Annotated in this window: 12 protein-coding genes; 4 read left to right on the top strand and 8 right to left on the bottom strand. The window is 64.5% G+C overall.

Annotated features, from left to right (window positions below; all coding sequences use genetic code 11):
- Positions 1-4: 4 nt before the first annotated feature.
- Entirely contained in the window at positions 5-1,108 is a 1,104-nt protein-coding gene (locus ABIB80_RS33110) for a CaiB/BaiF CoA transferase family protein (protein WP_007596501.1), read from the bottom strand.
- A gap of 10 nt (positions 1,109-1,118) precedes the next feature.
- Positions 1,119-2,288, bottom strand: coding sequence for an acyl-CoA dehydrogenase family protein (locus ABIB80_RS33105; protein WP_007596500.1), 1,170 nt, complete (start codon positions 2,286-2,288; stop codon positions 1,119-1,121).
- A gap of 125 nt (positions 2,289-2,413) precedes the next feature.
- Between ABIB80_RS33105 and ABIB80_RS33100 the strand changes: the two genes are divergently transcribed.
- Positions 2,414-3,334 (top strand): LysR substrate-binding domain-containing protein, encoded by a 921-nt coding sequence (locus tag ABIB80_RS33100; RefSeq protein WP_007596491.1) that lies wholly within the window; start codon positions 2,414-2,416, stop codon positions 3,332-3,334.
- A 226-nt stretch (positions 3,335-3,560) separates the two neighbouring features.
- On the opposite strand, the gene ABIB80_RS33095 is transcribed toward ABIB80_RS33100, so the two are convergent.
- The gene (locus ABIB80_RS33095) at positions 3,561-4,835 is read right to left on the bottom strand and encodes a cytochrome P450 (protein ID WP_007596489.1); all 1,275 of its coding nucleotides are present in this window, start codon (positions 4,833-4,835) and stop codon (positions 3,561-3,563) included.
- Between the two features lie 177 nt (positions 4,836-5,012).
- On the bottom strand, positions 5,013-6,278 hold the full coding sequence (locus tag ABIB80_RS33090) for a cytochrome P450 (RefSeq protein ID WP_007596487.1): 1,266 nt from the start codon (positions 6,276-6,278) through the stop codon (positions 5,013-5,015).
- Positions 6,279-6,650: 372 nt separating this feature from the next.
- On the opposite strand from ABIB80_RS33090, the gene ABIB80_RS33085 reads away from it, so the two are divergent.
- The 3 genes from ABIB80_RS33085 to ABIB80_RS33075 all read left to right on the top strand — a co-directional run bounded on the left by ABIB80_RS33085 (position 6,651) and on the right by ABIB80_RS33075 (position 9,504).
- Positions 6,651-7,796 (top strand): DUF898 family protein, encoded by a 1,146-nt coding sequence (locus tag ABIB80_RS33085; protein ID WP_371261370.1) that lies wholly within the window; start codon positions 6,651-6,653, stop codon positions 7,794-7,796.
- A gap of 3 nt (positions 7,797-7,799) precedes the next feature.
- A complete protein-coding gene (locus ABIB80_RS33080) occupies positions 7,800-8,909 on the top strand; it encodes a M48 family metallopeptidase (protein ID WP_007596485.1) in 1,110 nt (369 codons plus the stop codon).
- Positions 8,910-9,012: 103 nt separating this feature from the next.
- Positions 9,013-9,504 carry a DUF305 domain-containing protein gene (locus tag ABIB80_RS33075; RefSeq protein ID WP_007596484.1) on the top strand — a complete coding sequence of 164 codons (492 nt, stop codon included), beginning with the start codon at positions 9,013-9,015 and terminating at the stop codon, positions 9,502-9,504.
- Between the two features lie 16 nt (positions 9,505-9,520).
- On the opposite strand, the gene ABIB80_RS33070 is transcribed toward ABIB80_RS33075, so the two are convergent.
- The 4 genes from ABIB80_RS33070 to ABIB80_RS33055 form a co-directional block, all read right to left on the bottom strand.
- The gene (locus tag ABIB80_RS33070; RefSeq protein ID WP_007596483.1) at positions 9,521-9,733 is read right to left on the bottom strand and encodes a hypothetical protein; all 213 of its coding nucleotides are present in this window, start codon (positions 9,731-9,733) and stop codon (positions 9,521-9,523) included.
- Positions 9,734-9,812: 79 nt separating this feature from the next.
- Complete coding sequence (gene upp, locus ABIB80_RS33065; protein WP_007596482.1) at positions 9,813-10,442, bottom strand: uracil phosphoribosyltransferase; 630 nt, start codon at positions 10,440-10,442, stop codon at positions 9,813-9,815.
- Between the two features lie 96 nt (positions 10,443-10,538).
- Positions 10,539-11,777: a URC4/urg3 family protein gene (locus ABIB80_RS33060; protein WP_007596480.1), complete on the bottom strand. Its 1,239-nt coding sequence runs from the start codon at positions 11,775-11,777 to the stop codon at positions 10,539-10,541.
- A 7-nt stretch (positions 11,778-11,784) separates the two neighbouring features.
- Positions 11,785-13,041: a GTP cyclohydrolase II gene (locus ABIB80_RS33055; RefSeq protein ID WP_007596478.1), complete on the bottom strand. Its 1,257-nt coding sequence runs from the start codon at positions 13,039-13,041 to the stop codon at positions 11,785-11,787.
- Positions 13,042-13,059 lie beyond the last annotated feature (18 nt).

Raw genomic sequence — 13,059 nt, 5'->3', positions numbered from 1 at the left:
CTTGTTATTTCCTGGATTGGGGATTTTCGCCGATCCCCGGCACCGCACCATAGCTGCGCGTCTCGCCGACAATGATCGGCGCCGGCGCGGGATAGCTGATGCGTCCCTGCGGCGTGTCGACCTCGATGCGGCGCAGATGCGGATGATTGGTGAGGTCGGCCATTGTGTTGACCTCGGCAAAGGCGATGTCAGCATCGGACAGCCGCTTCAGGAGCTCGTCGCGCGTCATCTTGCCGAAGGCATCCGCCACCGTCTTGTCGGTGAAGTCGCGGTGGCGCACGCGCTCGACCATATTGGCAACGCGGGGATCGGCGGGCAGATCCGGCTGCTCCAGCACTTTTGCGCAAAGCGTCTTCCACTCGCGCTCGCTCTGGATCGAGATCAGAATATCCTTGCCGTCGCTGGACGTGAACACGCCATAGGGCGCGATCGAGGGATGGCGGAGTCCCATGCGCTTGGGCGGATTGCCGGCTTCGGAGTTGAGCAGCGGCACGGTGCACCAGTCCGCCATCACGTCGAACATGGAGATGCGGATGTCGGCGCCCTTGCCGGTGCGTCCGCGCCCGATCAGCGCCTCCAGGATTGCCGCATGCGCAGTGGCGCCGGTCGCGACGTCGACGATCGACATGCCGACCCGTGAGGCACCGTCGGGATTGCCTGTGATCGAGGCAAGGCCGCTCTCGGCCTGGATCAGCAGATCATAGGCCTTGCGGTGCGCGTAGGGACCGTCGTCGCCGTAGCCGGTGATCGTGCACGAGATCAGTTTGGGATAATCCTTCAGCAGCCGCTCGCGCGAAAAGCCGAGCTTGTCCATCGAGCCGGGCTTGAGGTTCTGGATCAGCACGTCGGCGCTGGCGATCAGTCTTTCCAGTTCGGCGCAGCCTTCCTTGGTGGCGAGATCGACCACGGCCGATTGCTTGCCGCGGTTGAGCCACACAAAGTAGCTGCTCTGCCCCTTGGCCGCCGCGTCATAGCCGCGGGCGAAATCGCCTTCCGGCCGCTCGATCTTGATGACTTCCGCGCCGGCATCCGCCAGCCGCGACGAGCAGAATGGCGCCGCCACCGCCTGCTCGACCGCAATCACCCTGATCCCGTCAAGTGCTCCCATGATGGCTGCCTCAGTACGAGCGGGGCATGCCGAGGACGTGCTCGGCGATGAAGGACAGCACGAGGTTGGTCGAGATCGGCGCCACCTGATAGAGCCGCGTCTCGCGGAATTTGCGCTCGACGTCGTACTCCTCGGCAAATCCGAAGCCGCCATGGGTCTGGACGCAGGCGTTGGCCGCTTCCCAGGACGCATCGGCCGCGAGCATTTTTGCCATGTTGGCCTCCGCGCCGCAGTCGAGCCCGGCTTCGTATTTGCGCGTCGCTTCCTTCACCATCAGTTCGGCCGCGCGCATCGCGGCGTAGGCCTTGGCGATCGGAAACTGGATGCCTTGGTTCTGGCCAATCGGCCGGCCGAAAACGCTGCGCTCCTTGGCGTAGTTGGTGGCCTTGGCGATGAACCATTTGGCATCGCCGACGCATTCGGCCGCGATCAAAATGCGCTCGGCATTCATGCCGGAGAGGATGTAGCGAAAGCCCTTGCCCTCCTCGCCGATCAGATTCTCCGCCGGCACCTTCATGTCGGTGAAGAACACTTCGGTGGTGGCGTGGTTCATCATGGTGCGGATCGGGCGGATCTCGAGGCCCTTGTTCTTGGCCTCGCGCATGTCGACGATGAACACCGAAAGGCCATCGGTGCGCTTCTTGACCTGGTCCTTCGGCGTGGTCCGCGCCAGCAGGAGCATCAGGTCCGAATGTTCGGCGCGGCTGGTCCAGATTTTCTGGCCGTTGACGATGTAGCCGGCATTGCCGTCCTTGCGCGCAAAAGTCTTCAGCGAGGTAGTGTCGGTGCCGCTGGTCGGCTCGGTGACGCCGAAGGCCTGCAGGCGCAATTCACCGCTCGCGACCTTCGGCAGATATTTTGCCTTCTGCTCGTCATTGCCGTGCCGCAGCACGGTGCCCATCGTGTACATCTGGGCGTGGCAGCCGCCGCCGTTGCAGCCCGCGCGCTGGATCTCTTCGAGGATCGCGGCGGCCGCTGAAAGCTTCAAGCCCGCGCCGCCATATTCCTCGGGGATCAGCACCGAGAGATAACCGGCCTCGGTCAGCGCGTCGACGAAGGCCTTGGGGTAGCCCATCTCGCGGTCGAGCTTGCGCCAGTATTCGCCGGGAAACTGCGCGCAGAGCTTTGCGACGGCTTCGCGGATGTCGGCGTGATCTTCGGTGTGGTGTTCTTCACTCATGGGGTTTTCCCGTATGTGCGGCAGTTAGGATAACGCCGGCCGATCCTCTGGCGTTGTGAAAACAATGCCAGCCCCCTATGCTCATTTGCTATAGCGTATGGAGTAGCCTTCCAGGATTGGCAAGCATGGATTTCCGTCAGCTCAGGACCTTCAGTTGCGTGGCGGAGCTCGGCAGCCTCTCCAAGGCGTCCGACACGTTGCGTGTGGCGCAGCCGGCGCTCTCCAGGCAGATCAAGCTCCTGGAACACGAGCTGCGCACCGAATTGTTCACCCGCAACGGCCGCGGCATGGTGCTCACGGATGCCGGCCGCCTGTTGCTGGCGCGCACCTCGGGCATCGTGCGGCAGATCGACCAGATCCGCGACGATATCCAGTCGTCCAAGGGGCCGCCGTCCGGCCAGGTCGTGCTCGGCCTGGTCCCGACCGTGAGCTGCGTGCTGTCGGCGCGCTTCGCGCGGCGCTGCGTCGAAAAATTCCCGGGCATTTCGCTGCGCATCGTCGAGAGCTACAGCGGCCATCTGGTCGAATGGCTGCATCGCGGCGAGATGGATCTCGCCATCCTCTACGGCCGCTCCGCCGATCTGCATCTCAACGTCGAGAGCTTGGGGCGCGACAACATCGTCGCGGTGGGTCCGCGCGGTTGTGGCCTCGCGCGCAAGAAGAGCGTCGATATCGGCTGGCTGCTGCGGCAGCGGCTGGTGCTGCCCAGTCATTCCCACGGTCTCCGTGCGCTGATCGAGCACGCGGCGGCGCAACGCAAGATCAAGCTCAACGTCCAGCTCGAGGCGGATTCATTCCGCGTGCTCACGAGCCTCGTCGAGGAAGGCCTCGGCTTCGCGCTGCTGCCGCCCTCGTCGGTCCACGCCGAGGTCGCGGACGGGCGGCTGGAAACGGCCGTCGTCTCGAAGCCGATGACGCGCGAGCTCATATTCGCCTCTCCGATCGATCGTCCGGTCTCGACGGCCTCGGTTGCCGTCACCGCCCTCCTGCGCGAGGAGGTCGCCGCCTGCCGCAAGGACGGCGTGTGGGACATCAAATTGAGTTAGATGTGCCGGTGCGGTTTAGGACAGAAGGCCGTGTGCGACCCATCGCATGTTGTGCGAGCTGTCATGCCGGAATTTTATAGCTGGGTTCGTGCGTCGCCAGTTTGGCGCGCACGTGCCGCCAAAACCTCGTCATTGCGAGCGCAGCGAAGCAATCCAGCAATCTCTCCGCCGCGGCGGTCTGGATTGCTTCGTCGCAAGGGCTCCTCGCAATGACGGAGGATAGAGCTCAGGCCGGAATCCTCACCGGCAACGACTCATACCCCTTGATGAAGCTCGAATAGATCCGCTTGGGCTCGCCGACCACCTCGATGCGGTCGAAACGCTTCAGCATCTCTTCCCAGACGATCTTGAGCTGGAGCTCGGCGAGGCGCATGCCGACGCAGCGGTGGATGCCGAAGCCGAAGGAGAGGTGGGTGCGCGGCCGCGGGCGGTCGATGATGAATTCGTTCGGCCTCTCGAACATCTCCTCGTCGCGGTTGCCGGAGACGTACCACATCACGACGCGGTCGCCCTTCTTGATGTGTCTGCCGCCAACGTCAGTGTCCTGCAGCGCGGTGCGCCGCATATGCGCGAGCGGGGTCTGCCAGCGGATCACTTCGGGCACCATGGAATCGATCAGTTCCGGGTTGGCGCGCAGCCTGTCGTACTGCTCCGGGTTCTCGTTCAATGCCAGCACCGAGCCGGTCATGGTGTTGCGCGTGGTGTCGTTGCCGCCGACGATGAGCAGGATGATGTTGCCCATGAGATTGTCGGGATCCATGAACCGCGTGGCGTCGTTGTGCGCCATCAGCGACAGCAAATCGTTGCGCGGCGCGGAGTTGACGCGCTCGTTCCAGAGCTTGGACATGTAGGCGTAGCATTCGTCCATCTCGCGGCGGCGCTCTTCGGCCGAGGCAACAATGCCGCTCTTGGGTAGCGCGGTCGCGACATCTGACCAGCGCGTCAGCTTGCGCCGTTCTTCCCAGGGGAAGTCGAACAGGGTGGCCAGCATCTGCGTCGTCAGCTCGATCGAGACGCGCTCGACGAAATTGAAGGTCTCGTTGCGCGGCAGATTGTCGAGCACGGTCTGCGAGCGCTGGCGGATCAGTTTCGCCAGTTCGTCCAGATGAGTCGGCGTGAACATCGGCGACACCGTCTTGCGCTGCGACGAATGACGCGGCTGGTCCATGGCGATGAAGCTCGGCCAGTCATAACCTTCCGGCACGTCGCGGATGCCGATGCCGCCGAGCGTCGAGTCAGAGGAGAACAGGCCGTGGTTGGTGTCGACATGCATGATGTCGTCGTACTTCACCACCGACCAATACGGCTCGATCGGCGCGTTGGTGCAGTAATGCACCGGCTCTTCCTTGCGCAGCCGCTCGAACCACGGCCACAGGGTGTCATCCTGGAACAGCCTGGGCGCGCCCGGGTGGAACTGCGCCAGCGGCGTCGCATAGGCCTCCTCGCGGGCCCTGCGCATGCGTTCGGCCTTGTCCACTTGAACCGGCGCTTGGATGTTCATGGTCGTAGCTCCAGTGTTTCTCTTTCTTCGCCTCTCCCCGCTTGCGGGGAGAGGCCGGAATTCGCGCACCGCGCGGATTCCGGGTGAGGGGGACTCTCCGCGAGTCGGCGGCTACTTTTCTCGCGGATAGAGCCCCTCACCCCGACCCTCCCCGTAGAACGGGGAGAGGGAGTAATCTCACGCCGCGATCTTCACCGGCAAGGTTTCGAGACCCTTCACGAAACTCGAATAGACCCGCTTGGGTTCGCCGACCACCTCGATATGGTCGAATCGCTTGAGGATCTCTTCCCAGATAATCTTGAGCTGGAGTTCGGCAAGCCGCAAGCCGACGCAGCGGTGGATGCCGAAGCCGAACGAGAGATGCGTGCGCGGCCGCGCGCGGTCAATGATGAATTCGTAGGGCTTTTCGATCGCGTCGGCGTCGCGGTTGCCCGAGACGTACCACATCACGACCTTGTCACCTTTCTTGATCTGCTTGCCGCGGAACTCGAAGTCCGCAAGCGCGGTGCGCCGCATATGGGCCAGCGGCGTCTGCCAGCGGATCACTTCCGGCACGAAGCTGTCGAGCAGCACGGGGTTTTCGCGCAGCTTGCGATATTGCTCCGGATGCTGGCTCAGCGCGTCAAGCGAGCCGGACATGGTGTTGCGGGTGGTGTCGTTGCCGCCGACGATCAGAAGGATGAGATTGCCGAGGAAGTTTTTCGCGTCCATGTCGCGCGTCGCGGCGCCATGCGCCATCATCGACAACAGGTCGCTCTTCGGCGGCTGCTCGATGCGCTCCTTCCACAGCCGCGCGAAATAGCCGGCGCATTCGGTGAGCTCGGCCTGACGCTCGTCTTCGGTGGCGACGAGGCCGTCGGGTCCGGGAATGGTGGTCGCGATGTCCGACCAGCGCGTCAGCTTGCGGCGGTCCTCCCAGGGGAAGTCGAACAGCACCGCGAGCATCTGCGTGGTGAGCTCGATCGAGACGCGGTCGACCCAGTCGAACACCTCGCCGCGCGGCAGATTGTCCAGGCACTCGGCCGAGCGCTTGCGGATGCTGAGCGCGAGATTGTCCAGATGCGTCGGCGTGAACATCGGCGCCACGGTCTTGCGCTGCGCCGCGTGGCGCGGCGGGTCCATCGAGATGAAGCTCTCGCGACGCAGTTCCGGATCGATGTCGCGGATGGTGATGCCGCCGAGCGAGGAGGCCGAGGAGAATACCGAATGATTGGTCTCGATCTCCATGATGTCGTTGTAGCGCGTCACCGACCAATACGGCCCGAACATCGAGTCCTTGCAATAGTGCACGGGATCTTCGCGGCGCAGGCGATCGAAATAGGGCCAGAACGTATCGGTCCTGAACAGCTCGGGGTCGCCCGGATCGAACTGCTCCAGCGGCAGTGACGTTGCGCGTGCGCGCAACGCGTCGAGCTTCGCCGCGCTTTCGATGGTCCCATGCATGACCGCTCTCCCTGACATAACCGCGCGTTCTCGTTGAATTCTGCGCTGCGGTATTTGATTTGCAATTACAGCCGGTTGTCTGCGCCGGAGCAAGGGCGAGTTTTGCCACATGGGTGTGAAGTAGCCCGGATGGAGCGAAGCGAAATCCGGGATTCGGGCGGCCACTGCCGCTGTCCCGGATTGCGCGGCGCTCCATCCGGGCTACCAGACATTCGCGAACGTGATCTCGCGCACGCCCACGGCTGCGAAAACGCGCCAAAAATTGACCGGAATCGAGCCAAATCGAACCCGCCCATCTTGGGGATCGACTAATCTCTGATCTATAGTTTGATCGAACCAGGTCCGCACCCCGAGGTTGCCACCGTGAACGATATGCAATGGACGCCCATCGGCTCCGAACCCTTACCCCCGCCGCTGCCGCCCACGGGGGTCGATTTCACCGGCAACCGCACCGAGTTTCGCAAATTGGTTACCAAGGGTGCCCTGCTCGAGCTCGTCACCTTTGGCTTCTACCGGTTCTGGCTCGTCACCGACATCCGCCGTCATCTGTGGGCGAACACTGCGGTCGACGGCGACGCCGCCGAATATACCGGGCGGGCCAAGGAGCTCTTGGTCGGCTTCCTGTTCGCGCTCGCGATCCTGGTGCCGATCTACCTCGCTTACTTCCTTGTCGGCATCGAGTTCGAGCGCTGGCAGGGCTTTGCCTCGACGCCGCTGTTCATCAGCTTCTACGCTTTCGGCCAGTTCGCGATCTTTCGCGCGCGGCGCTATCGCCTGACGCGGACGGTCTGGCGCGGCGTGCGATTCTGGATGGATGGATCGGGCTGGGCCTATTCGTTCCGCGCCATGCTGTGGGGCTTGCTGGTGTTTCTGACGCTTGGGCTCGCATTGCCATGGCGCGAGGCCTCGCTCGAACGCTACAAGATGCGGCACACCCATTACGGCGATTTGCGCGGCGATTTCGCGGCTGACGGCTGGACGTTCTTCAAGCGCGGCTGGTGGCTGTGGCTGCTGAGCCCGATCGCGATGGTGATCTTTCCGCTCGCGCCGTTCGTCTATGCCGAGTTCAAGGCGCGCGAGTGGCGCTGGTGGCTCGACGGTATCCGCATCGGCGATGTCAGCGTGTCCTCGCAACTTCCGCGCAACGCATTTTACGGCCTGTACTGGAAGGTGATCGGCTGGTGGATGCTGCTCTCGGTCATCTTCGCCGCTTATGTCGGCGGAGCCACCATGCTCGTCGTCAAGCTGAGCGGTCTTTCGGTCGAGCAGGCGTTGGGGCCCGGCAATGCGGCCAAGAGCATCCCGACACTGGTGATGATGGTCGTCGGCTACCTCGCACTCGCCCTGGCCCTCAACATCGTCATGCGGGTCTATCTCCAGCGCGATCTCTGGGCCAAGGTGCTGGAAACGGTCGATGTGCACAACATCGCCGCCGCCGCGGACGTGCGCGGCAGCGCCGAGCTTGCCAGTGCGCTCGGCGAAGGCTTTGCCGATGGACTCGATGTCGCGGGATTCTGAGCTGTGAGTGACGTATTCGCCGAAGCCCCGGCGCAGTCCGCAAAGCCGACGATCTTCTTCGACGGCGTGTCGAGCCGCAGGCGGCAGGTGACGCTGACGCTCAGTGACGCGCTCGAGATCCTCGAAGAGGGTGCGACGCCCGTTCGCTGGGGCTATGCCGACATCCGCCGCGCCGACAGCCCGCCCGGCATTTTGCGGCTCGCCTGCGGTTCCGCGCCGCCGCTGGCGCGGCTGGAAATCCGCGACGCTCTGCTCGCCTCAGACGTGACCGCGCGCTGCATGCGGCTCGACGACCACCAGACTTCGCGCCGCGGCGTCGCAAAAATCGTCGGCTGGTCGATGGCTGCCGCCGTCTCCATCGTCTGCGTCGTGCTGTTCGGCGTGCCGCTCGCTGCCGACCGCCTGGCGCCGCTGGTGCCGAAACCGATCGAGCGGCGCATTGGCGATGCGTCGGAGGTTCAGGTGAAGACCATCTTCGGCCGCAATGCGTGCGAGGATGCGGCGGGGAAGGCGGCCTTCATCAAACTCGTCAATCGGCTGCGCGATGCCGCCGGCCTCGACGACGATTCCATGACCGCGGGCGTGCTGCCGACCCCGGTGCCGAACGCGTTCGCACTGCCGGGCGGCAAGGTCTTCGTGCTGAAGGGCCTGCTCGACAAGGCCGAAAGCCCGGACGAGCTCGCCGGCATCCTCGCCCACGAGCTCGGTCATCTCAAGCATTACGACAACATGCGCGGCCTGATCTACAACGGCGGCACCTCGTTCCTGATCGGCCTGTTGTTCGGCGACGTCACCGGCTCGAGCGCCGTGATCTTCGCCTCGCGCAGCGTGGTCGAGGCTTCCTATTCACGCGAAGCCGAGACCGCTGCGGATACGTTTGCCATCGAGATCATGCACAAGCTCGGCCGTTCGCCGAAGCCCGCAGCCGAATTGATGTTCCGCATCACCGGCAAGGAAGGCGGCGGCCTCACGTCGATCCTGGCGAGCCATCCGCTGACCGAGGACCGGCTCGCGCGCATGACGAAGGAGGATCGCCCCGCCAGCGGCCCGCCGCTGCTGACGGATGCAGAGTGGCGGTCACTGAAGGGGATCTGCGGCAGCGGCAAGATCTGAATCTCTTGCCGCCGACGCGTCGGCCCCGCGCCAAATCATGAATCGGCGAGGAACGATCCCTCGGGGAGTGGTTATCCCCCGATAGACAGCGGGAATGTTCCTCATGGCTTACGGTCGTTTCGTCACGATGATCGCGGCTTCCACCGTGATCATGTTCGGTCTGATGTATCTCAACACCTTCGCTCTGGATCACGTCTGGTACAGCCAGACCCGGACGTGGATGGCGCTGCTGATGGGCGCCGTCATGGCCGCCGTGATGCTCGCTTTCATGTGGGGCATGTACAGGAACCGCACGGCGAACGTCGCCATTCTGGCCGCCAGCGCCGTCGTGTTTGCGGTTTCGCTCTGGCTCGTTCGAAGCCAGCAGACCGTGACCGACGTCGCCTATATGGAGGCGATGATCCCGCATCATTCCATCGCGGTTCTCACCAGCGAGCGCGCGCACATCAGGGATCCCCGCGTCCGCAAGCTGGCCGACGACATCATCGAAGCCCAAGTGCGGGAGATCGGCGAGATGGAACGGTTGATCGCCGACCTCAAGGAGAAGCCCGCGCCCGCGGATGCGAAGGATCTGCCGCCGCGGCCGCCGACCTGACGGAGCGGCCCTCGTATCACTTTGCCGGGGCGGCCGGATTGGTTGAGCCCGTGGTGACGCTCGGCGCGTTGTTCGGGCTGGTGGTCGTGGTCTGGGGACCGACATCGCGTCCATTGTAGAAGAAGACCGCCGCGACGACGGCGATCACGAAGATCGCGCCGATCGCCCAGCCCACCGGGCTGTTGAGGCGTGCTCTGTCTACTCTGCGGTCGTCATCCTGATAGGTCATCGTGCTCTCCATCCTAGAGCAGGAAAAACCTTGCGCGGGCGAAGCTGTTCCTACCGTGACGCGGTTTGCAGGCCGGCGCCTATCTCGTCCCGTAGGCGCGGTCGCCGGCGTCGCCGATGCCCGGCAGGATAAAGCCGTTCTCGTCGAGACCTTCGTCGACCGCAGCCGTCCAGATCGGGACGTCCGGATGCAGTCCGCGCAGCCGTTCGAGCCCTTCGGGGGCGGCGATCAGGCAGGCGAGGCGAATGTCCTTGGCGCCGCGCTCCTTCAGCCGGTCGATTGCGGCCACAGCCGTATTGGCGGTCGCAACCACCGGCGTTACCACGATCGCCAGGCGTTCGCCGAGATCGGACGGCGATTTGAAGAAGTACTCGACCGCCGCAAAACTGTGCGGCTCACGATAGAGGCCGATATGCGCGACGCGCGCGGTCGGCACCAAATCCATCATGCCGTCGACGAAGGTCGTGCCGGCCCGCAGCATCGGCACGAAGACCAGCTTCTTGCCGGCAATCTTGGCCGAATGCATCGTCGCCAGCGGCGTGTCGATAACGGTATCGGCGAGCGGCAGATCGCGCGTCACCTCGTAGCACAGCAGCATGCCGATCTCCTTGATCAGCTCCCGAAACGATTTGGTCGAGATCGATTTGTCCCGCACCAGGGTCAGCTTGTGCTGCACCAGCGGATGATCGACGATCGTGACGCCTTGCATGACGGGATGCTCTTGCTTTTGCCCTTCTCCCCTTGTGGGCGAAGGTGGCGCGAAGCGCCGGATGAGGGGTCTGTTTCCGCGAACTCGAACGAGAGACTAGAACACCGTGCCGTCGCTGATCACCTTGAGCGGCGGCGAACCGTCGGGCCGGCGCGCGAAGGCGATGGCGCGGCCCGCGGCCCAGGTGCCGCCTTCCAGAATGCTGGCGAGCGGCAATGTCTCAGGCGTGCGGCCGAGTTTTGCGCGGACCAGTTCGGCCAGGCGATCGAGCAGCGCCACGGTCAGCGCGCGCCACTCGACGACAAGCAGGGAGTCCACCGCATGCGCACGTTCGGCGTCGGCGGCGTCGCGCAGGCGCAGCACCTCGTGATCGACGAACAGGCCGCCATTGCGATACTCGGCAAGCCCGGTCAGGCCGTCGATGTCGGTCACGTCAATTCCGGCGCGCTGGAGCGGTTCGATCAGCGAATAGCTCAGCCATTGCGACAGCTTGTGCAGGGGCACGAGGCCCGAGGTCGCATCGCTGGCCTTGATCGCCGGATGGCGCCAGCAATCGCCGAGCGGAATTCCGGCAAGCTCCAGTCGAGACGGCCAGATCGGTCCGAGCTGGTTCAGCACTGCGGATAGGATCGCGGGCGCGGGAACCGCGCCGCCATTCGCCTGTGCCGCGATGTGATCGAACAGGCCGCCCGGCCGCGGCGTGTCGTGCGAGCCGAACACGTCGGCGCGCTCCGCCACCAGCTTGCCCAAGCGCCGCAGCAGATCGGTCCGCCCCTCGAGCCCGAGCAGCGGATTGGTGTCGCTCACTTGAAACGCCGAGCTGAGCGCGGCGAGCGGCAGTTGCGCGAGCACGTCGGCATCGGCCCTGAAGGGCGCGCGGGCATCGCGGGAGAAAAGACCGCTCGCATACATGTCGAGACTTGCAATCGCGAGTCCCTCCGACCGGCCGATCTCTTGTCGCGTCACAGCGTCGCGGTATCGCCACGCCGCACCCGCGCCGGCATCGAGCAGCACGCTGACGATGGCAAGGTCGAACTCCGCGCGCGCCCGCGCCGCGCGATCGGGCCACGACGCCGCGTCTGCAAGCCGCGCCCAACGGTCGACGCCGCCAAGCACAAAATGGCGCCACCGCGCATGGAACGGAATCTCCAGCGTCGGATAGGCCTTTCGCGTCACCGCGAGCACGGCATCAGCAACGCCGTCCATGCGATCGAGATCAACAGTGAAATGGGTGAGTCCGCCGGCAAGGCCGATGTCAAGTATCTCCCCGGCACGCGCGCGAACCGCTGCTGCGCTGAGCAGCGAACGGGCCTGCAATTCCAAAGCGTCTGCCATCAATCGATCAGTATTTTTCCAGCGAACGCCCGACAACGCCGTCGACGTCCTTCTCCGGCGCGATGTCGGTGGAGTAATAGCCGGCGGCCTTCTTCGCGGCGATCTCGACATAGGCGTCGGCGGGAATGAGCTCGGGCGGGATCGGCACGCGCTCGACGATGTCGATGCCCTGCGATGTCAGCGCGTCGTGCTTCATGTCGCTCATCGAGAGGAAGCGGTCGATGCGCTTCAGGCCGAGCCAGTGGATGGTATCGGGCATCAATTGTTGGAAGCGGGCATCCTGGACGCCGGCGACGCATTCGGTGCGCTCGAAATAGGCGGCGGCCGCATCGCCGTCCTCCTGGCGCTTGCGCGCATTGTAGACCAGGAATTTCGTGACCTCGCCGAGCGCGCGGCCTTCCTTGCGGTTGTAGATCACGAGCCCGAGCCCGCCCTCCTGCGCGCCGCGCGCGGATTCCTCGATGCCGTGGATGAGGTAGGGACGGCAGGTGCAGATGTCGGAGCCGAACACGTCGGAGCCGTTGCACTCGTCATGCACCCGGCAGGTGATCTTGGTGCGATGGTCCGGCAGCTTTGTCACATCGCCGAACATGTACACTGTGGTGCCCCCGATCGGCGGCAAGAACACCTTCATGTCCGGCCGGGTCACCAGCTCGGGGAACATGCCGGCGGTCTGCTCGAACAGCGTGCGCCGCAGCTCGGTCTCGTTGGTCGCAAAGCGTTCCGCAAGGCCCGGCAGATACCAGACCGGATCGATCGCGATCTTCACCACCGACACACTGCCATTGGCATGCACGACGTCGCCGTCGGCGCGCAGGCGCTTGGCGGCGAGCGCCTCGCGGATCTCCGGCAGGTCGAGCCGCGCGCGCGTTACCGCGATGCTCGGCCTGATGTCGATGCCCTCAGCAATGTCCTTGCCGAAATTCTCGGCGACGAGATGCCCCCAGGGATCGAGCGCGACGATTTTTGCGGGATCGCGCCATTGCTCGAACGGCCCGATGGTCGCGGCCGGAAAGGTGTTGGTGAGATCGGGCCTGCGAATCGGATCGAGCGCGCCGGCGGACACCGCGAGCGCGCGGTACATCGCATAGGAGCCGCCATGGCTGCCGATCACGTTGCGATCGGCGGCGCGCGATACCGTGCCGATGATCGGCCCGCGGATACGCGCGTCGGCTGCGCCCCAGTGGATCGGGAAGGCGGCTGTCCTGCCCGGCTCCGGATGGGAGGTGAGGCGGATGTGGTCGGTACGGTTCGCGCGGCTCATGACCAAACTCCCAAAAAG

It is taken from the genome of Bradyrhizobium sp. i1.15.2, assembly GCF_040548425.1.
Lineage (GTDB): Bacteria > Pseudomonadota > Alphaproteobacteria > Rhizobiales > Xanthobacteraceae > Bradyrhizobium > Bradyrhizobium canariense.
This window is presented reverse-complemented; position numbering and strand designations above follow the sequence as displayed.